This is a genomic window from Kosakonia sacchari SP1 (assembly GCF_000300455.3).
GTDB lineage: Bacteria > Pseudomonadota > Gammaproteobacteria > Enterobacterales > Enterobacteriaceae > Kosakonia > Kosakonia sacchari.
On the sequence record NZ_CP007215.2, the window covers coordinates 4,362,735 to 4,386,173 of the forward strand.

The 23,439-nt window shown below is 54.7% G+C and carries 18 protein-coding genes and 3 tRNA genes; 4 read left to right on the plus strand and 17 right to left on the minus strand.

What is annotated here, in order from left to right:
* Nucleotides 1-287: 287 nt before the first annotated feature.
* The 13 genes from rnr to nnr form a co-directional block, all read right to left on the minus strand.
* Entirely contained in the window at nucleotides 288-2,723 is a 2,436-nt protein-coding gene (gene rnr, locus C813_RS43645) for a ribonuclease R (RefSeq protein WP_017459164.1), read from the minus strand.
* Between the two features lie 38 nt (nucleotides 2,724-2,761).
* Nucleotides 2,762-3,187 (minus strand): nitric oxide-sensing transcriptional repressor NsrR, encoded by a 426-nt coding sequence (gene nsrR / locus C813_RS43650; RefSeq protein ID WP_017459165.1) that lies wholly within the window; start codon nucleotides 3,185-3,187, stop codon nucleotides 2,762-2,764.
* 151 nt (nucleotides 3,188-3,338) lie between these two features.
* Entirely contained in the window at nucleotides 3,339-4,637 is a 1,299-nt protein-coding gene (gene purA, locus C813_RS43655; RefSeq protein ID WP_017459166.1) for an adenylosuccinate synthase, read from the minus strand.
* A 102-nt stretch (nucleotides 4,638-4,739) separates the two neighbouring features.
* Nucleotides 4,740-4,937: a DUF2065 domain-containing protein gene (locus tag C813_RS43660; protein WP_017459167.1), complete on the minus strand. Its 198-nt coding sequence runs from the start codon at nucleotides 4,935-4,937 to the stop codon at nucleotides 4,740-4,742.
* A 71-nt stretch (nucleotides 4,938-5,008) separates the two neighbouring features.
* Nucleotides 5,009-6,013, minus strand: coding sequence for a protease modulator HflC (gene hflC / locus C813_RS43665; RefSeq protein WP_017459168.1), 1,005 nt, complete (start codon nucleotides 6,011-6,013; stop codon nucleotides 5,009-5,011).
* 2 nt (nucleotides 6,014-6,015) lie between these two features.
* On the minus strand, nucleotides 6,016-7,275 hold the full coding sequence (hflK, locus tag C813_RS43670) for an FtsH protease activity modulator HflK (RefSeq protein WP_017459169.1): 1,260 nt from the start codon (nucleotides 7,273-7,275) through the stop codon (nucleotides 6,016-6,018).
* 81 nt (nucleotides 7,276-7,356) lie between these two features.
* Entirely contained in the window at nucleotides 7,357-8,637 is a 1,281-nt protein-coding gene (gene hflX / locus C813_RS43675) for a ribosome rescue GTPase HflX (protein ID WP_017459170.1), read from the minus strand.
* A 75-nt stretch (nucleotides 8,638-8,712) separates the two neighbouring features.
* A complete protein-coding gene (gene hfq, locus C813_RS43680; protein ID WP_017459171.1) occupies nucleotides 8,713-9,018 on the minus strand; it encodes an RNA chaperone Hfq in 306 nt (101 codons plus the stop codon).
* 96 nt (nucleotides 9,019-9,114) lie between these two features.
* Nucleotides 9,115-10,065 (minus strand): tRNA (adenosine(37)-N6)-dimethylallyltransferase MiaA, encoded by a 951-nt coding sequence (gene miaA / locus C813_RS43685; protein WP_017459172.1) that lies wholly within the window; start codon nucleotides 10,063-10,065, stop codon nucleotides 9,115-9,117.
* Entirely contained in the window at nucleotides 10,058-11,914 is a 1,857-nt protein-coding gene (mutL, locus tag C813_RS43690; protein WP_017459173.1) for a DNA mismatch repair endonuclease MutL, read from the minus strand. The genes miaA and mutL overlap by 8 nt, the downstream gene beginning before the upstream one ends.
* 10 nt (nucleotides 11,915-11,924) lie before the next feature.
* The gene (gene amiB, locus C813_RS43695; protein WP_017459174.1) at nucleotides 11,925-13,253 is read right to left on the minus strand and encodes an N-acetylmuramoyl-L-alanine amidase AmiB; all 1,329 of its coding nucleotides are present in this window, start codon (nucleotides 13,251-13,253) and stop codon (nucleotides 11,925-11,927) included.
* Between the two features lie 16 nt (nucleotides 13,254-13,269).
* Nucleotides 13,270-13,731: a tRNA (adenosine(37)-N6)-threonylcarbamoyltransferase complex ATPase subunit type 1 TsaE gene (tsaE, locus tag C813_RS43700; RefSeq protein WP_017459175.1), complete on the minus strand. Its 462-nt coding sequence runs from the start codon at nucleotides 13,729-13,731 to the stop codon at nucleotides 13,270-13,272.
* Nucleotides 13,724-15,250, minus strand: coding sequence for a bifunctional ADP-dependent NAD(P)H-hydrate dehydratase/NAD(P)H-hydrate epimerase (gene nnr, locus C813_RS43705; RefSeq protein ID WP_017459176.1), 1,527 nt, complete (start codon nucleotides 15,248-15,250; stop codon nucleotides 13,724-13,726). Before nnr ends, tsaE begins: the two co-directional genes overlap by 8 nt.
* Here nnr and queG point away from each other — a divergent pair.
* The gene (queG, locus tag C813_RS43710) at nucleotides 15,249-16,388 is read left to right on the plus strand and encodes a tRNA epoxyqueuosine(34) reductase QueG (RefSeq protein WP_017459177.1); all 1,140 of its coding nucleotides are present in this window, start codon (nucleotides 15,249-15,251) and stop codon (nucleotides 16,386-16,388) included. The genes nnr and queG overlap by 2 nt on opposite strands.
* Before the next feature lie 270 nt (nucleotides 16,389-16,658).
* Here the strand turns inward: queG and C813_RS43715 are convergent.
* The 4 genes from C813_RS43715 to orn form a co-directional block, all read right to left on the minus strand.
* Nucleotides 16,659-16,734: transfer RNA gene (locus C813_RS43715), tRNA-Gly, on the minus strand.
* Between the two features lie 73 nt (nucleotides 16,735-16,807).
* A tRNA-Gly gene (locus C813_RS43720) sits at nucleotides 16,808-16,883 on the minus strand.
* A 63-nt stretch (nucleotides 16,884-16,946) separates the two neighbouring features.
* Nucleotides 16,947-17,022, minus strand: a tRNA-Gly gene (locus C813_RS43725).
* 255 nt (nucleotides 17,023-17,277) lie between these two features.
* Nucleotides 17,278-17,823 (minus strand): oligoribonuclease, encoded by a 546-nt coding sequence (gene orn / locus C813_RS43730; RefSeq protein WP_017459178.1) that lies wholly within the window; start codon nucleotides 17,821-17,823, stop codon nucleotides 17,278-17,280.
* 94 nt (nucleotides 17,824-17,917) lie between these two features.
* Here orn and rsgA point away from each other — a divergent pair, with 94 nt between their 5' ends.
* The 3 genes from rsgA (at nucleotide 17,918) to mscM (ending at nucleotide 23,397) form a co-directional block, all read left to right on the plus strand.
* The gene (gene rsgA / locus C813_RS43735; RefSeq protein ID WP_017459179.1) at nucleotides 17,918-18,973 is read left to right on the plus strand and encodes a small ribosomal subunit biogenesis GTPase RsgA; all 1,056 of its coding nucleotides are present in this window, start codon (nucleotides 17,918-17,920) and stop codon (nucleotides 18,971-18,973) included.
* A 98-nt stretch (nucleotides 18,974-19,071) separates the two neighbouring features.
* Nucleotides 19,072-20,040, plus strand: coding sequence for an archaetidylserine decarboxylase (gene asd / locus C813_RS43740; protein WP_017459180.1), 969 nt, complete (start codon nucleotides 19,072-19,074; stop codon nucleotides 20,038-20,040).
* Nucleotides 20,041-20,064: 24 nt separating this feature from the next.
* Nucleotides 20,065-23,397, plus strand: a complete 3,333-nt coding sequence (gene mscM / locus C813_RS43745; RefSeq protein ID WP_017459181.1) for a miniconductance mechanosensitive channel MscM — start codon at nucleotides 20,065-20,067, stop codon at nucleotides 23,395-23,397.
* The last annotated feature ends 42 nt before the right edge of the window (nucleotides 23,398-23,439 follow it).

Genomic DNA, 23,439 nt, shown 5'->3' on the forward strand with positions numbered 1-23,439 from the left:
CCGCGTTATGTGGGCCGTGACACTCATCACTTGCGCTCATTATAACCGACACGCGCCGCAGAAAGTACCTCCGCAGGCCAGGGGCTGCTTTGCGTACTGATGAAGGGGGAAAGTTCAGATTGCGACTGACAGAACCGGGGCATTGCCGAAGCGTCGCCTATCCGGAATACACTGCATAAATTAAGAAGGAGAATTTACTTACAGGTCGCGAGGAATAAGGATCAAGATGGTCGAACTGAAATAACGTAGACAGAAAAAAGCCCTTCACAAGGAAGGGCTTCGTAATATTACTGGTCGGTTTTCTTTTTCGCTGCGCGTTTCGCTTTAGTCGCGGCGGCGATTTTCTGCGTTTTAGCCGACGGTTTTTTGGCTTTTTTCGCTTTGCCTTTTCCACCTTCACCACGGAAGGCGCTGTCTGGCTCGAAATTCACTTTTTTACCCATCTGGCGACGCGGCGGCTTTTTCGCAGCGCCGTTTTTGCCAGCCGAACCTTTCTTCGCTTTTTCACGCTCGGTTTTACCCACGTTACGCGGGCTGCGCTCACTGGAGATCAGCGAGAAGTCAATCTTGCGCTCATCCATGTTAACCGCTTCGACTTTTACCTGCACCCGATCACCGAGGCGATACGTTTGCCCGCCGGATTCGCCAATCAGACGCTGACCGACCTGATCGAAACGATAATAGTCGTTATCCAACGAAGAGACATGCACCAGACCATCGATAAACAGATCGTCGAGCCGCACGAAGAAACCAAAGCCGGTGACGCTGGCGATAACACCCGGGAAGGTATTGCCGACCTGATCCTGCATAAAGTCGCATTTCAGCCAGTCCGAGACATCACGGGTCGCTTCATCAGCGCGGCGTTCGGTCATCGAACAGTGCTGTCCCAGTTGCAACACCTCTTCCATGCTGTAGTGCCAGCCGCCAGTTTCGGTGCTGTTGCCCTTCAGCCCCTGCTCTTTCGCCAGTAAATATTTAATGGCGCGGTGCAGTGATAAGTCAGGGTAGCGGCGAATCGGCGAAGTGAAGTGCGCATAAGATTGCAGCGCCAGGCCGAAGTGGCCGCGGTTTTCCGGATCGTAGATCGCCTGTTTCATCGAGCGCAGCAGCATGGTTTGCAGCATTTCGTGATCCGGGCGATCGGCAATCGATTCCAGCAGCGCGGCGTAATCGCGCGGCTCCGGTTTATTGCCGCCCGGCAACTCCAGTCCCAGCTCGGCAAGCACGGAACGGAACGCGGTGATCGCATCGTTGGTCGGTTTATCGTGAATACGGAACAGCGCCGGCTCGTCGGCTTTCTCCACAAAACGCGCGGCGGAGATGTTGGCGAGGATCATGCACTCTTCAATCAGCTTGTGCGCATCGTTACGCTGAGTCTGCTCAATACGCTCAATGCGGCGCTCGGCGTTGAAGATAAACTTCGCTTCCTCGCTCTCAAACGAGATGCCACCGCGCTCAGCGCGCGCCTGATCGAGCACTTTATACAGGTTATGCAGCTCTTCGATGTGTTTCACCAGCGGCGCGTACTGCTCACGCAGTTCCTGATCGCCTTGCAGCATATGCCACACTTTGGTGTAGGTCAGACGTGCGTGGGAGCTCATCACCGCTTCGTAGAATTTAAAACCGGTTAAGCGCCCTTTTGAGGAGACGGTCATTTCACAGACCATGCACAGGCGATCCACTTGCGGGTTCAGCGAGCACAGGCCGTTTGAGAGCACCTCCGGTAGCATCGGTACCACTTGCGATGGGAAGTAAACTGACGTGCCACGGTTACGGGCTTCGTTATCAAGCGCGGTGCCATGACGCACGTAGTAGCTCACATCAGCGATAGCTACCCATAAGCGCCAGCCGCCGCCGCGTTTCTTCTCACAGAAAACGGCATCGTCGAAGTCGCGCGCGTCTTCGCCATCAATGGTCACCAGCGGCAGGTCGCGCAGATCGACGCGTCCAACTTTGGCTTCTTCCGGCACTTGCTCTTTCAGCCCGGCGACCTGTTTTTCCACTTCTGGCGGCCACTGGTAAGGAATTTCATGAGTACGCAGCGCCATGTCGACCGCCATGCCGGTACCCATATTGTCGCCGAGCACCTCGACGATTTTACCAATCGCTTTTGTGCGGCGGGTTGGACGCTGTGTCAACTCAACGACCACCACAAAGCCCATGCGCGCTCCCATAACCTCTTCAGGCGGGATAAGGATGTCAAAACTCATGCGGCTATCATCCGGCACGACAAAACCGACGCCTGCATCAGTAAAGTAGCGGCCAACGATCTGCCCGGTTTTCGGCACCAGCACGCGTACGATGCGCGCTTCGCGGCGGCCTTTACGATCGGCACCCAGCGGTTGCGCCAGCACCTGATCGCCGTGAATACACATTTTCATCTGCTCGCTGGAGAGATAAAGATCGTCTTTGCGGCCTTCAACGCGCAGAAAACCATAGCCGTCGCGGTGACCAATCACCATGCCTTTGAGCAGATCGAGACGTTCCGGTAAGGCGTAGCACTGACGGCGGGTAAAGACTAATTGCCCGTCGCGCTCCATAGCGCGCAGACGGCGGCGCAGCGCTTCTTGTTGCTCTTCACCTTCGATATTGAGTTCGATAGCCAGTTCGTCCCGGCTGGCAGGTTTTTCGCGTTTGGCTAAGTGATCGAGGATGAATTCGCGGCTGGGAATGGGGTTGGTATATTTTTCAGATTCGCGTTCGAGGAAAGGATCTTGTGACATTGCGGTTCCTCCGTTGTCAGCTCTGATGGAAATTTTCGTCATTCCACCAGCAATAATTTGTAAAGCGGTTGATTCTCTTCAACCAAATCGGCCAGCGTGTAGTTATCCAGCTCCTTAAGAAAACTTTGCACAGCTTTGGCAAGCGCCTTTTTCAGGCGACAGGCACTGGTAATATGGCAAAACTCGCTGCTGCAATTGACCAGCGCCAGCGGCTCAAGCGAGCGGACAACATCACCAATACGAATATCCTGCGCGGGTTTCCCCAGCCGGATCCCACCGTTTTTCCCACGGACGGCCGCGACGTAGCCTTCACGGCTCAGCTGATTGATTATCTTGACCATATGATTACGGGACACGCCATACGTTTCTGTAACTTCAGTAATGTTGGTCATTTGTCCTGCCGGCAGCGACGCCATGTAGATCAGGGCGCGCAAACCGTAATCGGTAAAGCTTGTTAACTGCACATCAACCTCATAAAAGGGAAAAAAATGAGATACCCGCAGGTATTGACACTATTGATGATAAACCAGCCACCTGTCAGGTCGCTAATTTATTTGAACGGAAGGGTGAAAAAAGCGAAGAAAAAGGGCGCGATTTACGCGCCCTTAAACCATATTATGCGTCGAACGGATCGCGCAGGATCATGGTTTCAGTACGATCCGGACCGGTGGAGATGATGTCGATCGGCACGCCGGTAAGTTCTTCAATGCGTTTGATGTAATTCAGCGCCGCCTGCGGCAGACCGCTACGATCTTTTACACCAAAGGTCGATTCAGACCAGCCTGGCATGGTTTCGTAAATCGGCTCGATACCTTCCCAATTGTCAGCCGCCAGCGGCGTGGTGGTGACTTCGCGGCCATCCGGCATGCGGTAAGCAACACAGATTTTCACTTCTTTCAGGCCGTCCAACACGTCCAGCTTGGTCAGGCAGAAGCCAGACAGGGAGTTGATCTGCACCGCGCGGCGTACAGCAACCGCGTCCAGCCAGCCGGTACGACGGCGACGGCCAGTAGTGGCGCCATATTCATTACCCTGTTTGCAGAGGAACTCGCCGATATCGTCGAACAGTTCAGTCGGGAACGGACCAGCACCTACGCGCGTGGAGTAAGCTTTGATGATGCCGAGCACGTAATCCACGTAACGCGGGCCAAGGCCGGACCCCGTCGCGACACCGCCAGCGGTAGTGTTGGAGGAGGTCACATACGGATAAGTACCGTGATCGATATCCAGCAGCGTACCCTGCGCGCCTTCGAACATCACGAAATCGCCGCGCTTACGCGCCTGGTCCAGCAAATCGGAAACGTCCACCACCATTGCCGTCAGGATGTCGGCAATCGCCATGACATCATCAAGCACTTTCTGGTAGTCAACCGCTTCCACTTTGTAGAAGTTCACCAGCTGGAAGTTGTGATATTCCATCACTTCTTTCAGTTTGTCGGCGAAAGTCGCTTTATCGAACAGATCGCCAACGCGCAGACCACGACGAGCAACTTTATCTTCGTAAGCCGGGCCGATACCGCGACCGGTAGTACCGATAGCTTTCGCGCCGCGCGCTTTTTCACGCGCCACGTCCAGCGCTACATGATAATCAAGGATTAACGGACATGCTTCAGAGAGCAGCAGACGTTCGCGAACCGGGATACCACGGTCTTCCAGTTCTTTCATCTCTTTCATCAGCGCAGCGGGAGACAGCACAACGCCGTTACCGATGATGCTGGTGACGTTTTCGCGAAGAATGCCTGATGGAATAAGATGGAGGACGGTTTTTTCACCGTTGATTACGAGAGTATGGCCTGCGTTGTGACCGCCCTGGTAGCGTACAACATATTTAGCCCGTTCAGTCAGAAGATCAACAATCTTCCCTTTACCTTCGTCACCCCATTGGGTGCCCAGTACGACGACGTTGTTACCCATTTTTCAAAATCACCGTTTGCTTAAAAATGGATTCTACCACCGCTTTTTTTCAGATTCAGCACTTTTTCTGTGCAAAAATGCCCAAAGAACGCCTGATTTCCCTCAGCCAATCGTTTTCCTCAACATGTAGTAGATAACTACACCCGCGACCACAAGCCCACCGCCAAATCGACGCAAAAGATGGTCCGGCAACAGGCTCAGAGAGGCGATCATACGCCGCCAGGCGCGCGGATAAAGCATCGGTCCAAGCCCTTCAAGTACCAAAACCAGCGCCAGAGCGAGCCAGATTGTCGAATTCATTGCTGATCCTTATAAACACAAAACCACCGCCGGAAAAGGCGGTGGTTTTTACGATGAAAACCGCAGGTTTCTTAACGAGTCGCGGAAGTCGGCGTCTTCATATAACGGAAGAAATCGCTATCCGGGCTAAGCACCATCACATCCTGGTTGCTCTGGAAGCTGCTTTCATAGGCACGCAGGCTACGGATAAAGGCATAGAAGTCCGGATCCTGACTGAATGCATCAGCAAACAGTTTCGCCGCTTCAGCATCACCTTCACCGCGCAGGATACGCCCCTGGCGCTCAGATTCTGCCAGCGTTTTGGTCACTTCGTAATCCGCTGCAGCACGCAGTTTTTCCGCTTCTTCCTGACCTTGTGAACGGTGGCGACGGGCAACCGCTTCACGCTCGGCGCGCATACGGTTGTAAATCGCATCCGACACTTCAGTCGGCAGGTTGATCTGCTTAATACGCACATCAACCACTTCAATACCTAACGCCGCCATACTGTTCGGGTTGATAACCGGCACTTTACCGTTGGTTTCAGCCTGAACACGCTCAGCCGCTTTCGCGATGGCGTCATCAGCAGCAGGCGTCGACACTTCGTCTTCAGTGCCTGCAGAACCAGAGTTCAGCGCATCGCGCACTTCGAGCGTCAAACGACCACGAGAATCGGTAACGATGTCTTTTACGTCCAGACGACCGATTTCAGAACGCAGACGGTCAGAGAACTTACGTTTCAGCAGCACTTCCGCCTGGGAGACGTCACCGCCGCCGGTCGCCAGATAGTAACGGCTGAAATCGCTGATACGCCACTTGATGTAAGAGTCGACGATCAGGTCTTTTTTCTCTTTGGTCACAAAGCGATCTGCCTGGTTATCCATGGTCTGGATACGTGCATCAAGCAGCTTAACCGACTCAATAAACGGCAGTTTGAAATGCAGGCCCGGTGCATATACCAACGGCTTGTTTTCATCATCACGCAGCACTTTACCAAAGCGCAGCGAGATACCGCGCTCGCCTTCTTTCACTACAAAGATAGAGGTGTAGAGCACTACCAGCGCGATGATGATGATTGCGATAACTGACTTACGCATCGTTATTCCCCCTGACGCTGGTAATCGTTACGCTGCGCGTTAACGCGGCGTTGGTCCATGATATCTCCCGCAGAGGTTGCGGGAGCGCTGTTTGCGCTGCTGCTGGAGCTTGACGCTGGTGGCAGACGCAGCAAGTTATTCGCGCCACTGTTGTCACTCTTTGCCGCAGGCGCGGCATTACCGCCTTTCAGCATCTGATCCAGCGGCAGAACCATCAGGTTGCCGCCTTTATCGTTAACCAGCACTTTGCGGGTATGGCTCAGCACTTTTTCCATGGTTTCGATATACAGACGCTCACGGGTAATTTCCGGCGCAGCTTTATATTCCGGCAGGATCTTAGCGAAACGCGCCACTTCACCCTGTGCTTCCAGGATAGTTTGCGTTTTGTACGCGCGCGCCTCTTCGAGGATACGCTGCGCCTGACCGTTCGCACGCGGCTGAACTTCGTTGGTGTAGGCTTCGGCTTCACGGATGTACTGCTGCTCGTTTTCACGGGCGGCAATCGCATCATCAAACGCGGCTTTCACCTCTTCCGGCGGACGAGCGGCCTGGAAGTTAACGTCCAGCAGGGTAATCCCCATGTTATACGGGCGAATGGTCTCTTCCAGCTCGCGCTGGGTATCGCTACGAATAACGGTACGGCCTTCGGTCAGAATACGATCCATGGTGTATTTACCGATAACGCCGCGCAGCGCGCTGTCCGTTGCCTGACGCAAGCTGTCGTCGGCGCTGGTAACGCTAAACAGATAGCGCTCAGGATCGGTAACGCGATACTGCACGTTCATTTCAACACGCACGACGTTTTCATCAGACGTCAACATCACGCCAGATGCCGCCAGTTCGCGAACGGATTCCACGTTTACTGCAGTCACGTTATCGATAAAGGTCGGTTTCCAGTTGAGGCCCGGTTCGACCAAATGGCTGAACTTGCCAAAACGGGTCACAACGCCACGTTCCGCTTCTTTAATGGTGTAGAACCCGGTTGCAGCCCAGATAATAACGACCGCTGCGGCAACAATGCCCACAATACGCCCGCTCGCCTGGCCACGTGGTCCTGAGGAACCCGGCGTACCGCCGCCGGTGCTTTTACCACCGCCCAGGCCACCGAGTTTTTTACTCAGTTTACGGAAAATATCATCCAGATCAGGTGGCCCCTGATCGCGACCGCCTTTGTTTCCATTTCCCTCAGAGTTGCCGCCTGGTTTGCTGCTTCCCCACGGGTCGCGGTCTTGTCCGTTGTTACCGGGCTGATTCCACGCCATGTATGTGCTCCATATTTATTTGCGGTGTATACCCGGCCTTTGGCGGGCACCCCCAAAGGGGAAAAATCTTCAGGCTGCCGGTCAAACGACGTACTCTTCGAGTGCCGGTTCTTGTTTACAGAGTCGACGCCAGTCGACGATCGGCATACGCACCTGCATACCTACGCTGCCATCGTCTTCCATCCACTCTTTTTCTATTGCCTGAAGCTGGTAAAACCGACTTCTCAGACGCCCTTCCTGCGGCGGTAATCGCAGCGTGTGCTGCGCCACTTCACCCGCAAGACGCTCAGTCAAAGCCTGGAATAACAGTGGTACGCCAACCCCTGTCTGCGCGGAGAGCCAGACACGGATCGGTTTGTTCTCTTCATCCCGATCAATACGCGGTTCGAAATCGTCCAGCATATCGATTTTGTTCATCACCAGTAGCGTTGAGATTTCGTGCGCCTCAATCTCTTCCAGCACGGTGTTCACTGCATCAATGTTTTCCTGCACTCGCACATCAGCGGCGTCAATCACATGCAGCAACAACGTCGCCTGGCGCGTCTCCTGCAAGGTTGCTTTAAACGCGGCAACCAAATCGTGCGGCAAGTGGCGAATAAACCCTACCGTATCTGCCAGCACCGTTTCGCCGACATCCGCGACATCGATACGACGCAGGGTCGGATCGAGGGTGGCGAACAACTGATCGGCCGCATAGACCTGCGCTTCCGTTATGTGATTGAACAGCGTGGATTTACCGGCGTTGGTGTACCCCACCAGCGAGACCGTTGGAATATCGGCTTTCGTGCGGGAACGACGCCCCTGTTCACGCTGCTTTTCAACCTTTTCGAGGCGCGAGAGGATCTGAGTAATGCGGTTACGCAACAAACGACGGTCGGTTTCGAGCTGGGTTTCACCCGGACCGCGCAAACCAATGCCGCCCTTTTGTCGTTCAAGGTGGGTCCAGCCACGCACAAGGCGTGTCGCCAGATGGCGCAACTGCGCCAGCTCAACTTGCAATTTCCCCTCATGCGTACGCGCACGCTGGGCAAAAATATCTAATATCAGGCCGGTGCGATCGATGACTCGACATTCGCACAGTCTCTCCAGGTTACGTTCCTGGGCTGGGGTTAGCGCATGATCAAAGAGCACAACAGAAGCGCCCGCAGATTTTACGGCATCCGCAATTTCAACTGCTTTACCTTCACCAACAAAATATTTTGGATGCGGTGCTTTACGGCTACCGGTAATCACCTGCATTGCTTCGACACCGGCGGAAGAGACCAGAGATTCAAACTCCTGGAGGTCTTCCATATCTTTGTCTTGCGAAAAATAGATGTGTACCAGTACCGCCTGCTCACCGGCGTCATAACGGTCAAACAAGCGTAAACCCTCATAAAATACCAGCGGGGAACACAGCTTTACTGGCTCCCCGATCTGGAAAATCAGCCGTCAACCTTATTCGGTCTCTTCGCCTTCCTGCTGTGCAGAGCCCTGCGCGTTGCTACCGTGATGGTAGTTACTGCTGGTACCGCCGCCGGCATTGTTGCTGTGATGAGAAACCGGACGAGATGGAACAACAGTTGAAATCGCGTGCTTATAGACCATCTGACTGACCGTGTTTTTCAACAGGATCACGAACTGATCGAAAGACTCAATTTGCCCTTGCAGCTTAATACCATTCACCAAATAAATTGAAACTGGAACACGTTCCCGACGCAGTGCGTTCAGGAACGGATCTTGTAAAGATTGCCCCTTAGCCATTCTATCTTTTCCTTATATGCTTGTTTTGTACTTAGAACCCGTAAGTTCTGAAAACTGCGTAAAAATTTGCGCGCCATACGACTTAATTGTACACATTCACCCTGCGATAGCACTAACAACCTGTAGCACGTCACGGTAAGACTTTTCTGGCTTTTCACTCTCTAACCAGTGAACGCCATCCCAGCCCCGCAACCAGGTTATCTGCCGCTTGGCTAACTGCCTCGTCGCGCAAATACCTCGATAAACCATTTCATCGTATGAAATTTCGCCTTCAATGTATGACCACATCTGGCGGTATCCCACACAACGAACGGAAGGCATATCCGTATGCAAATCACCACGAGCAAAAAGCGCCCGCACTTCTGCTTCAAAACCTGAAGCCAACATCTGATGAAAACGCTGCTCGATTCGTTGATGGAGCAGTTCACGGCTCGCCGGGGCGATGGCGAACTGATGCACCTGGTAAGGCAGAGCGTCTCCTGACGTTTGCGTCAGATCCGTTAAAGTTTTACCCGAAATGAAAAAAACTTCCAGTGCCCGGGAAAGCCTTTGCGGATCATTTGGATGAATCCGCGCTGCCGCAACGGGATCGATCTCCCGTAACTGCTGATGCAACGCTTCCCATCCACGCTCTGCTGCCTGCTTTTCAATGTCTGCTCGCACTTGTGCGTCTGCTGACGGAAGAGGCGATAACCCTTCCAGCAACGCCTTAAAGTAGAGCATCGTACCGCCAACCAGCAGAGGAATGCGCCCTGCATCGGTTATCTCTTTCATCTCCGCCAGCGCATCGCGGCGAAAATCAGCGGCGGAATAAGCTAACGCCGGATCGAGAATATCCAACAACCGGTGCGGCGCAGCCTGTAACTCTTCCGCGCTCGGCTTGGCGGTACCAATATCCATTCCCCGATAAATAAGGGCTGAATCTACGCTTATCAACTCTACTGGCAAAACTTTACGAAGCTCAATGGCTAATGCGGTTTTGCCGGAGGCCGTGGGCCCCATCAAAAAAATAGCCTTCGGCAGGCCAGCCTTACTTACTTCACTCATTTTTCAGGGCGTTCATCGCCTTTTGTAAATCAACAGGTTGTAATAAACCATCCGGCGGGGTCTTCACCAGATGCGGACAAAGCCGTTCAACGTCGGCAAGTAGGGTTATCGCCTGCGCCACACTCCATTGTGGATGTTCACTCGCCAGCTGGCGCGCCAACCAGTGAGCAATATTCACCGCATCAATGCTTGTCTGCTGCGCCAGGTAGCCTATCAGAGCGGGAATCAAGATTTGTAAATTTTGTTGGCGCAAGGGTAAAGGCACTGCGCGAATGGTCACGTGCTGTCCATCGGGAACAAATTCGATGCCCATTTCCGCCAGCACCGCCTGAGAACGCTTCAATACTGCGCTCTCTTGTGCAGAGATTTTTAAACGCACCGGAATTAACAGCGGTTGACCACAAGCAGGCGCGTGGTCCGGCGACAGTTGCGCATGGCGCAGCCAACGTTCAGCCACCGGCAGCGCCAGCAATGCTAACTTTCCGTCACGCTCAAGTAGCGCGAAATGCGGTGCAATAAGCGTCAATACGCGACCAAAACTCTGGCTGTGTCCGTCCAGTGCCGGAGCAACAGGCTCCGCTTTTTCATTGTTACGTTCGACAACCGGGGTTTCCAGCAATTGTCGATACAGCGCCCCCTGCTGTTTCTGATAACCCGGCTGAGCGTTAGGCCACGGTTGAGCACCTGCGGTATTGCTACGCGCTCCACCGGAAGAAGGTGGGGAAACACGCGGCGCTTGCGGCTCGCGAGCGATCAGCGGTTCGGCAAACTGGTTGCGCCCTGCCGCCACGCGGTTTTCCGGCAGCGCTCTTGGCGCGGGTTCTTCAGAAAGCGGTAACGGTGTTTCCATCTGCTGTTGCAGCACACTCAACACGCCCTGGTAGATAAAATCATGCACCAGGCGCGACTGATGAAAGCGCACCTCATGTTTCGCCGGATGGACATTCACATCCACTTGATGCGGATCGATTTCCAGATAAAGCACAAACGCTGGCTGCTGATCCGCACCCAGTTTATCTTCACAGGCCTGGCGAATGGCATGGTTTATCAGCCGGTCGCGCATCATGCGGCCATTCACATAGCAATACTGGATTTCAGCGAAAGCACTGGACGTCGTTTTGGGATCGGCCACCCAGCCACGCAATGCTAAGTCACCGTGTTGCCACTCAATAGCCAGCGCTTGCTCTAAGAATGCCGTGCCGCAAATCGCGCCAAGACGGCGCTCTTTCGGCCCCCCTTCCGCAACGGCACGGTACTGACGCACCAATTTGCCGTTGTGATTGAGGTTAATGGTGACATCAAAACGCGCCAGCGCGATACGGCGGATCACTTCATCAATATGGCCGAACTCGGTTTTTTCCGTGCGCATAAATTTGCGCCGCGCCGGCGTGTTGTAAAACAGATCCAGCACTTCAAGCGTTGTGCCCACCGGGTGCGCAGCGGGTTTTACCGTCACCGCCATCTCGCGCCCTTCGGCGTAAGCCTGCCAGGCTTCTTGCTGTTCGGCAGTACGGGAAGTCAACGTTAAACGGGAAACCGAGCTGATACTCGCCAGCGCTTCACCACGGAACCCGAGGCTAATGATCGCTTCCAGGTCATCCAGAGACGCGATTTTGCTGGTCGCGTGGCGTGCCAACGCCAGCGCCAGCTCCTCTTTTTTGATACCGACGCCGTTATCACGGATACGAATCAACTTCGCGCCGCCGCGTTCGATATCAATATCAATGCGCGTAGCGCCAGCATCAAGGCTGTTTTCCACTAACTCTTTCACCACCGACGCAGGGCGTTCAACCACTTCGCCCGCGGCGATCTGGTTCGCAAGCTGTGGCGGTAGAACCTGTATCGGCATGAAAAAATCCTTAGTTGAGCAGCCCGTTAGCAGATGAGCCCGCGCTGGCGGTTTGCCCGCCGCTCTGCGGTGAGGATTGCAACGGATGTGCGAGGAAATAGTTACGCAGCCCGCCGTAAATCGCTTCGGCAATTTGCTGCTGGTAAGCATCGCTTCCCAGTAGCCGTTCTTCGCTGCTGTTACTGATAAAACCGGTTTCGACCAGCACCGATGGAATATCCGGCGAGCGCAGAACACCAAGGCTGGCGTGCTCAGGGCGGCGTTTATGTAATGCACCAATACGCTGAAGCTGGCTGAGCATGCTGGTGGCGACATCATAGCCTACACGCTGGGAATGACCGAACTGTAAATCCAGCACCGCCTGGCTCAGATACGGGTCAGACTGGCTATTTGCCAGCACATCGCCCGCGCCGCCAAGCAGCTCGGACTGCTTCTCATGCTGCTCCAGCCAACCCGCCATTTCACTGTTTGCACGGCGGTTAGACAATACCCATACCGAAGCGCCGGTTGCATCGCGATTAGGCGCGGCATCGGCATGAATCGAAACCAAAAAGTTTGCGTTCTGCTTACGCGCCACATCGGAGCGGCCCATCACCGAAATAAAGTAATCGCCATCGCGCGTCATGACCGGTTTGAACATCGGGTCACCATTCAGTAACGCCCGCAGTTTCCGCGCGATGGAGATAGTGACATTTTTCTCTTGCGTTCCCCCTGCGCCAATCGCGCCGGGGTCCTGACCGCCGTGCCCGGCATCGATGGCAATCACGACTTTATCGCCAGAAACCGCGCGCGACTGCATCGCAGGCCGCGTGATGGTATTGCTGCTGGTGACACTGGTGATGCGATCGTTTTCGCCTTTAAACGGATTGCGTCCCGGTGCCGTTTGTTGCGGCATAACCGCCGGGGTTTCCGCGCGTTTCATTACTACTTTTGGCGGCGGTGGCGGCGGAGGAACATCAGCATCAATGGTAAAGACGACAGTGTAACCCGCTCCGCTTTGCTGTTTCACCGCGCGAGTTTTACCGTTCTGCGTCAGATCTACCACCAGCCGAATCGACTGGTTGTCCTGTGCGGTACCGGCACGAATGCTTCTCACCAGATTATTGCCACTGAATTGCAGCGGCAATCCCTGAATCACGCCGGTCTGCTTGATGTCCAGCGCAACGCTGCGCTTGCCCTGCTGCGAAAAGGAATAGTCAGGATCGCCCATAAAACTGAAGGTGATACGCGCCTGGCTATCGCCATTCGACACCTGAATATCCGCTAAACTCGCCGCACTCACCTGCGTACACAGCAGTAACAACGCGAGCGCCAACCAACTTTTCACGCGACAGATCATTCCGTCATCCTTCCGGTTAACCGGCCATACGTGCCAGTAACGAATCGCCAGATGAGGATACAGCGCTAATGCGCGCCTCACGCCCCTGCGCCTGGTAATCTAAATGGATTTCGACATCCGGGTCAGGCAGTACACCCGCACCTTGTTGCGGCCACTCGACCAGGCAAATCGCATCGTTGGCAAAATAATCACGGATCCCCATAAATTCCAGCTCCTCCGGGTCCGCAAGGCGGTACAAATCGAAGTGATACACCATTAATTTATCGAGGGTGTAAGGTTCAACCAGTGTGTAAGTCGGGCTTTTGACATTGCCGTTATGGCCTAAAGCCTGCAGAAATCCCCGGCTAAAGGTGGTTTTACCTGCACCAAGATCGCCATATAAATAAATCACTGTCGCGCCGTCGCAGGCTTGCGCCACACGCTTGCCGAGATCCAGTGTTGATTGCTCGTCAGGTAAAGGAATAACTCGATTAATCATCTTCTGTTTCAATTACATCCGGGTTAACAACACGCACCAGCGTGCTAAAAAGATCGGTTGCCAGCATACCTCGCTGGCCGTGCTGCACCGCCAGGCAATCCGCCGCCGCGCCGTGCGCGACACACCCGACGCAGGCCGCGTCATACAGGCTCAATTTTTGCCCCAGTAGCGAACCAATAATGCCCGACAGCACATCGCCCATTCCGCCACTTGCCATCCCGGCGTTACCGGCATCAATAATGCCCGTTTCGCCTTCGTCACTCGCGATAACCGTACCCGCACCTTTCAGCACGACAACACCTGCGTAACGTTTTACCAGACGCCGAGCGGAAAGTAAGCGGTCGCTTTCAATTTCTGCCACGCTACAGTTAAGCAGGCGAGCAGCTTCGCCGGGGTGCGGCGTCAGAACGCGATTGTGACGTTTATCGGGATTGATTGCCAGAAGGTTCAGCGCATCCGCATCCCATAACATCGGTTTGCGAAAATTTTCCACTTTCTGTAACGCCTTTTTACCCCACTCCTGTTGCCCAAGACCGGGGCCGATAACCACCACATCCGCCCATTCAAGGCTCTCATCCAGCGACTCGGCTGTGAGTTCGTGCACCATCAATTCCGGGCGCGCGGTAATAATGGGCACGATATTCTCACTACGCGTGAGTACCCGCACCAGGCCGGCTCCTGTGCGCAACGCGGCTTCTCCCGCCATGCGCACCGCGCCTGCCGTTCCGTGATCGCCACCGATAATCACCAGCCGTCCAAAATCGCCTTTATGCGAAGTGGGACGCCGTGGCGTAAACCACTGTGTAAGTAGGCTGGCATCAAAACGGGAAATAGATGTTTGCTGGCCTGAAAGCCAGGCGTCAAGCCCCAAGGCATGGTGATGTAATTGACCAACTACATCGCGCGCTTTGCCCGTTAGCAAGCCGGGTTTAAGGGCGATAAACGTTACCGTATGACATGCCTGCATCACCGCACCAGCGGCCGCGCCAGTTTGCGCATTCAGGCCAGAGGGAATATCCAGCGCCAGCACAGGAGCCGGATGCGCATTGGCATGATCAATCAGCGCCGCCACAGCGTCGCGCGGCGCACTAGTGAGGCCGGTGCCAAGCAGCCCATCAATAATGAGATCAACCTGTTCCGGCCACAGAACATCAGCCGCATGGATCTCGCCGCCGGCGTTGAGCCACGCATCGCGCGCCTGCGCGGCCTCTTCCGGCAGCGGTTTGTTGCCTTCCAGCGCCAGCAGCGTCACGGAAAGCCCCGCCGCTGCGGCTAAACGCGCCACCACATAGCCATCGCCACCGTTATTGCCGTGACCGCATAGCACGAGCCAGCAGTGCGCAGCAGGAAACTGTTCCCGCGCAATGTTGAATGCCGCTTCTCCCGCGCGCTGCATCAGTTCATAAAGCGTAATGCCAAGGCTATCCGCCGCCTCTTTTTCAGCGCGCCTGAGGTCCTCAGCAGGCCAGACAGAGTGTGGTATACTTGCTGCGATTTTCTTCATTGTATGGTCCGTCATGTCAGAACCCCTCGATCTCAATCATTTAGCGCAACAAATCAAACAGTGGGGCACTGAACTGGGTTTTCAGCAGGTCGGTATTACCAATACCGATCTCAGCGCCAGCGAACCTGCCTTACAGGCATGGCTGGATAAACAATATCACGGCGAGATGGAGTGGATGGCGCGTCACGGCATGATGCGCGCCCGCCCCCATGAGCTTCTCCCCGGCACACTGCGCGTTATCAGCGTGCGAATGAACTACCTTCCCGCGCAAGCGGCCTTCGCCAGCACGTTAAAAAACCCGGCGCTCGGGTATGTCAGCCGTTATGCGCTGGGCCGCGATTACCATAAGCTGCTGCGCAACCGGTTAAAAAAGCTCGGCGAGTTAATTCAGCAGCAATGTGCTTCGCTGAATTTTAGACCTTTTGTCGATTCTGCGCCCATTCTTGAGCGCCCACTGGCGGAAAAAGCCGGGCTTGGCTGGACAGGTAAGCACTCACTTATCTTAAGCCGCGACGCAGGCTCGTTCTTTTTTCTTGGCGAGTTATTGATCGATCTACCGCTACCCGTCGACCAACCGGTGGAAGAAAGCTGCGGTCGCTGTGTGGCCTGCATGACCATCTGCCCGACCGGCGCGATTGTCGAACCCTATACGGTCGATGCCCGACGCTGCATTTCTTACCTCACCATTGAGCTGGAAGGCGCTATCCCTGAAGAGTTTCGTCCGCTGATAGGTAACCGCATCTACGGCTGCGACGATTGTCAGTTGATCTGCCCGTGGAACCGTTTCTCTCAACTGACCGAAGAAGAGGATTTCAGCCCACGTAAAGCGCTGCACGCGCCAGCGTTGATTGAGATGTTCGGCTGGACCGAGGCGTATTTTTTGAAAATCACGGAGGGTTCGGCCATACGCCGTATTGGTCATCTGCGCTGGCTGCGGAATATTGCCGTCGCGCTGGGAAATGCACCGTGGGACGCTGCCAATATTCAGGCACTGGAACAACGTATGGGTGAGCACCCACTTCTCGACGAACACATACAGTGGGCGATTGCGCAGCAAAATGAGAAGCGTAACGCCTGCGTGGTGGAAGTCCAAACGTCGAAAAAACAACGTCTGGTGAGGGTGGTTGAAAAAGGGTTGCCACGCGATGCCTGAGGCCATCCACAGCTTGTGAATAAAATTAAAAACACATTACGATTCAACGTTCACAAAATCGTCAAGCGATCGCGTTAACAGTTTGCAATGTTATTTTCTTATTTATTTTCAAGAAATTAAAAGAAAGTCGTTTGCTTATCGAAGTAATCGTTGTGTTGCGAATGAAAGGCTCGCCTGTGGATAAGTCTGTTCACAAACGTTTAGCGAAGACAATAAAAAACGTCCCCAACGAGGAAACCCGCTGTGGATAATTTATTGGATTTGAAAATTTGGAGCGGGAAACGAGACTCGAACTCGCGACCCCGACCTTGGCAAGGTCGTGCTCTACCAACTGAGCTATTCCCGCATACTTATCTGGTTTGGCTTGCTTGCCGTCACCAGTAAATCTGGATGGTGCGTGCCTTTCGGCATTTCAAATTTGGAGCGGGAAACGAGACTCGAACTCGCGACCCCGACCTTGGCAAGGTCGTGCTCTACCAACTGAGCTATTCCCGCATATTTATCTGGATCCAACGTCAATGCCGAAGCCAGTAAATCTGGATGGTGCATTTCAAATTTTGGAGCGGGAAACGAGACTCGAACTCGCGACCCCGACCTTGGCAAGGTCGTGCTCTACCAACTGAGCTATTCCCGCTTATCATCGATTTTTCAGCAACTTGCTTACGCTTTTCACCAAAATTTCGTGATGCCGTGTTGCACATTTCTGTGTCTTCACGGGAGGCGCATTATACGAGAAATCCTTCCTGCTGCAAGCCCCCGAAAGCAAATTTTCGCTTTTTTTGTTCAAGTGCCGATTTAATCGACAAAACGCGCATTTTTCCAGCAAAACCGCATCACTACGGGCCTACAGGGCCGACGATAAAATTTTCGCCCCTGCGCCGTTACCACATTACAGCTTAATAAAATGCTCGCGATAGTAAGCCAGTTCCGCCACCGATTCGCGAATATCATCCAGCGCCTGATGGGTGTTCTGCTTTTTCAGCCCTTCAAGCACTTCCGGTTTCCAGCGGCGCGCCAGCTCTTTCAGCGTGCTGACATCAAGGTAACGATAGTGGAAATAGGCTTCGAGTTCCGGCATGTACTTAAACAGAAAGCGGCGATCCTGGCCGATACTGTTACCACAAATAGGCGATTTCCCAACGGGTACCCACTCTTTCAGGAACGCGATGGTCGCCAGTTCTGCCGCGCGGTCATCCAGTTGGCTGGCCTTGACGCGATCCACCAGTCCACTGCCGGTGTGCGTGCGTACGTTCCAGTCATCCATCAGCGCTAATTGCGCGTCGGATTGGTGGACTGCAATGACCGGGCCTTCCGCCAGAATGTTGAGGTTTGCATCGGTCACCAGCGTCGCGATTTCAATAATGCGATCGCGCTCGGGATCTAACCCCGTCATTTCAAGATCGATCCAAATGAGGTTGTTTTCATTTGCGCTCATGCTATTTTCCACCCTGCTCGCGTAACTATATTCATCTAAAATTGCGTGTATCATAGTCGTTTTGCCCATCCGGGGCGACCAGGAGCCAGCACGATTGAGTAAAAATAAACTCTCCAAAGGGCAGCAGCGCCGCGTCAATGCGAACCACCAGCGCCGACTGAAAACGTCTGCGGAGAAAGCTGACTACGATGATAACCTGTTCGGTGATCCGTCCGAAGGGGTGGTGATCAGCCGCTTTGGCATGCATGCCGATGTGGAATCCGCCGATGGCGAAGTGCATCGCTGCAACATACGCCGAACTATCCGCTCGCTGGTCACCGGCGATCGCGTGGTGTGGCGTCCGGGTAAAGCGGCGGCTGAAGGCGTCACCGTGAAAGGCATCGTAGAAGCGGTCCATGAACGCACCTCGGTGCTGACGCGCCCTGACTTTTACGATGGCGTCAAACCGATCGCGGCAAACATCGACCAAATCGTCGTGGTTTCCGCCATCCTGCCGGAGTTATCGCTCAATATCATCGACCGCTATCTGGTGGCGTGTGAAGCCCTGCAGGTTGAGCCGTTAATTGTGCTGAACAAAATTGATTTGCTGGATGACGACAGTTTGCGCTTCGTTAACGAGCAGATGGATATCTATCGTGGGATTGGCTACAAGGTGCTGATGGTTTCAAGCCATACGCAAGACGGTCTGGCACCGCTTGTTGAAGCACTGACCGACCGCATAAGCATTTTTGCGGGTCAATCGGGGGTGGGTAAATCGAGCCTGCTCAATGCGTTGCTCGATTTTCAGGAAGATCAAATCCTCACCAACGATGTTTCCGACGTCTCTGGTCTTGGCCAGCACACCACGACTGCGGCGCGGCTTTATCATTTCCCGCATGGCGGCGATGTGATTGATTCACCGGGCGTTCGCGAGTTTGGCCTCTGGCATCTCGAACCGGAACAAATCACCAACGGCTTTGTCGAATTCCATGACTATCTTGGTCATTGCAAATACCGCGACTGCAAGCACGATACCGATCCAGGTTGCGCCATCCGCGAAGCGGTAGAGAAAGGCGAAATTGCCGAAAGTCGGTTTGAAAACTACCACCGCATTCTTGAAAGCATGGCGCAAGTAAAAACGCGTAAAAGCTTTTCTGAATCTGATGACTGACAACTACGCTTAGCGTCGCTAAAATCGTCCCCTTTTTAAAGGCTTCGGCGCTTACGCGCCGGGTCAGGAACGACAAAAACAATAGCCTGGAGGCTACCTTGTTAAACTCATTTAAACTTTCGCTTCAATACATTCTGCCAAAACTGTGGCTCACTCGCCTGGCGGGTTGGGGCGCGAGCAAACGTGCAGGCTGGCTGACCAAACTGGTTATCGATCTGTTCGTGAAATACTACAAGGTCGATATGAAAGAAGCGCAGAAGCCGGACACCGCCAGCTACCGGACTTTTAACGACTTTTTCGTCCGCCCGCTGCGTGACGAAGTGCGCCCACTCAACACAGATCCGAACGTACTGGTGATGCCGGCGGACGGCGTCGTCAGCCAGCTTGGCGCAATCGACAATGATAAAATCCTGCAGGCCAAAGGGCATAATTACAGCCTGGAAGCGCTGCTGGCGGGCAACTACCTGATGGCGGATCTGTTCCGTAACGGTAGCTTTGTCACCACCTACCTCTCGCCGCGCGACTATCACCGCGTGCATATGCCGTGCAACGGCATCCTGCGCGAGATGATTTACGTGCCGGGCGATCTCTTCTCCGTGAACCATTTGACGGCGCAGAACGTGCCGAATCTGTTTGCTCGTAATGAACGCGTGATCTGCCTGTTTGATACCGAGTTTGGCCCGATGGCACAAATTCTTGTCGGCGCGACAATTGTCGGCAGTATCGAAACCGTATGGGCGGGCACCATCACTCCGCCGCGTGAAGGCATCATTAAACGCTGGACCTGGCCTGCCGGTGAAAGCGAAGGTGCGGTTGCGCTGCTGAAAGGCCAGGAGATGGGTCGCTTTAAACTCGGTTCCACGGTAATTAACCTGTTTGCGCCGGGCAAAGTGAATTTAGTCGAGCAGTTACAGAGCCTGTCAGTGACCAAAATTGGCCAGCCGCTGGCGATTTCCGCCGAAACCTTCGCGCCTGTTGATGCACAACCGGCACCGCTTCCAGAAGCGGAAATCAAAGCAGAGCATGACGCCAGCCCTCTGGTAGACGACAAGCAAGACGAAAGCTAAGCCTTAACCATTCTGGAGACTGATGTGCGCCTGATTATCGTTTTTCTGATGGCCTGGTGCCTCAGCCAGGGGGCTCTCGCCGCAACGGCCCCCGATGCCCGACAAATCGCCCAGGAGCTGGAGCAAGCCAAAGCGGCGAAAAACACGCCGGATCAGGCAGAAACCGTCGAGGTGCTCCAGGCCGCGCTAAACGCGCTCGAAGAACGTAAAGGTTCACTCGAGCGCGCCAAGCAGTATCAAGAAGTCATTGATAACTTCCCCAAGCTTTCCAGAACGCTGCGTGCGCAGCTGGATAACCTGCGCGACGAACCGAAACCCGTTCCAGCGGGCATGAGCAGCGATGCGCTAAATCAGGAGATCCTGCAAGTCAGCAGCCAGTTGCTGGAGAAAACCCGTTTAGCTCAGCAGGAGCAGGAGCGCGCACGGGAAATTAGCGATTCGCTAAGCCAGCTACCACAGCAGCAAACCGATGCGCGCCGCCAGGTCACTGAAGTTGAACGCCGTCTCGGCGCGCAAAACAGCAATACCCCGCTAGCACAAGCACAAAACTTTGGCGCGCAGGCGGAATCCGCGAAGCTGAAAGCGCTGGTTGACGAACTGGAACTGGCGCAGCTATCAGCGAATAACCGCCAGGAGCTGGCGCGCATGCGCTCCGAGCTGGCGCAAAAACAGAGCCAGCAATTAGACGCGTATTTACAAGCGTTGCGTAATCAACTCAACAGTCAACGCCAGCGCGAAGCGGAACAGGCGCTGGAAAGCACCGAATTACTGGCCGAAAACAGCGCCAATTTACCGGCGGGAATTGTCGAGCAGTTTCGCATTAACCGCGAGCTGTCACAGGCGCTGAACCAGCAGGCGCAGCGTATGGATCTGGTGGCCTCACAGCAGCGCCAGGCCACCGGGCAGACATTGCAGGTCCGTCAGGCGCTGAATACCCTGCGTGAACAATCGCAATGGCTTGGCGCCTCCAATATGCTCGGTGAAGCGTTGCGTGCACAGGTTGCTCGTCTGCCAGAGATGCCAAAACCGCAGCAGCTTGATACCGAAATGGCGCAGTTGCGTGTGCATCGCATGCGCTATGAAGATCTGCTGAATAAGCAGCCGCAACTGCGACAGATCCGCCAGGCGGATGGTCAGGCGCTGACGGCTGAGCAAAACCGTATTCTGGAAGCACAACTGCGCACCCAGCGCGAACTGCTGAATTCACTATTACAGGGCGGCGATACGCTCATCCTTGAACTCACCAAGCTCAAAGTTTCCAATAGCCAGCTGGAAGACGCGCTAAAAGAAGTGAATGAAGCCACTCACCGCTATCTGTTCTGGACGGCGGATGTCAGCCCTATCTCCTTCACCTGGCCGATTGAGATTGTGCAGGATCTGCGTCGCTTACTTTCGCTCGATACCATCAGCCAGTTGGGCAAAGCCAGCGCCATGATGCTCACCAGCAAAGAGACGCTATTCCCGCTGTTTGGTGCGTTGCTGCTGGTGGGCTTTAGCATTTACTCCCGTCGTCACTTTACGCGCTTTCTGGAGCGTTCCAGCGCGCGCGTGGGCAAAGTGACGCAGGATCACTTCTGGCTCACCATGCGGACGGTGTTCTGGTCAATTCTTGTCGCCTCGCCGTTGCCGGTATTATGGAAAACGCTCGGCTACGGCTTGCAGGAAGCCTGGCCCTATCCGCTGGCAGTGGCGATTGGCGACGGCGTAACCGCTACCGTGCCGCTGCTGTGGGCGGTGATGATCTGCGCCACGTTCGCCCGCCCAACCGGCTTGTTTGTCGCCCACTTCGGCTGGCCGCGTAATCGCGTCGCCCGGGGAATGCGTTATTACCTGATGAGCATCGGTTTTATTGTGCCGCTGATTATGGCGCTGATCATGTTTGATAACCTTAACGACCGTGAGTTCTCGGCGTCGCTGGGGCGGCTCTGTTTTATTCTGATTTGCGGGGCGCTGGCGATCGTGACGCTAAGCCTGAAGCGTGCGGGGATCCCGCTGTATGTTGATAAAGCTGGCAACAGCGACAATATGCCTAACCATTTGCTGTGGAACCTGCTGCTCAGTGCGCCTCTGGCGGCAATTCTGGCCGCCTGCGTGGGTTATCTGGCCACGGCGCAGGCGTTGCTGGCGCGTCTGGAAACCTCGGTCGCCATCTGGTTCTTGCTGCTGGTGGTGTATCACATCATCCGCCGCTGGATGCTGATCCAGCGCCGCCGTCTGGCCTTTGAACGCGCCCGTCACCGCCGCGCGGAGATCCTTGCCCAGCGCGCTCGTGGCGAAGAAGATGCTGCCCATCACACCAGCACCGAAGGCACTGCCGAAGTGGATGAGCAGGAAGTTGATCTTGATGCTATCAGCGTACAGTCGCTGCGCCTGGTGCGTTCAATCCTGATGCTGATCGCCCTGCTGTCGGTGATTGTGCTGTGGTCCGAAATCCATTCCGCCTTTGGCTTTCTGGAAAACATCCCGCTGTGGGATGTCACCTCAACAGTACAAGGCGTGGAAAGCCTGGAGCCCATCACCCTCGGCGCGGTGCTGATCGCCATTCTGGTGTTTATTATCACCACCCAACTGGTGCGTAACCTCCCCGCCTTGCTGGAGCTGGCGCTGTTACAGCACCTGGATCTGGCACCGGGCACGGGTTATGCCATCACCACGATCACCAAATATCTGTTAATGCTGTTTGGCGGGCTGGTAGGCTTCTCGATGATCGGCATTGAGTGGGCCAAATTACAGTGGCTGGTCGCGGCACTCGGCGTTGGGCTCGGTTTTGGCTTGCAGGAGATTTTCGCCAACTTTATCTCTGGCCTGATCATCTTGTTTGAAAAGCCGATCCGCATTGGCGATACGGTGACCATCCGCGACCTGACGGGTAGCATCACCAAGATCAATACGCGCGCGACGACTATCAGCGACTGGGATCGCAAAGAGATCATCGTGCCAAATAAAGCGTTTATCACTGAACAGTTTATTAACTGGTCGTTGTCGGATTCGGTCACGCGCGTTGTGCTGACGGTACCAGCCCCGGCCGATGCCAACAGCGAAGAAGTGACGCAAATTCTTTACACCGCGGCCGAACGTTGTTCGCTGGTGATTGATAACCCGGCACCGGAAGTGTTCCTCGTCGATTTGCAGCAAGGTTTGCAATTGTTTGAGCTGCGCATTTATGCGGCAGAGATGGGGCATCGCATGCCGCTGCGCCACGAAATCCACCAGCTGATTCTGGCGGGCTTCCGCGAACACGGTATCGATTTGCCGTTCCCGCCGTTCCAGATGCGTCTGGAGAGTCTCGACGGCAAACGCACGGCAAGGACGCTGACGTCCTCAGGCAAAAGCAGCCGCCCGGCGGGCAGTTTGTAAGCCAACAAAAAAGGCGCATCAGGCGCCTTTTTTACTGTTTAT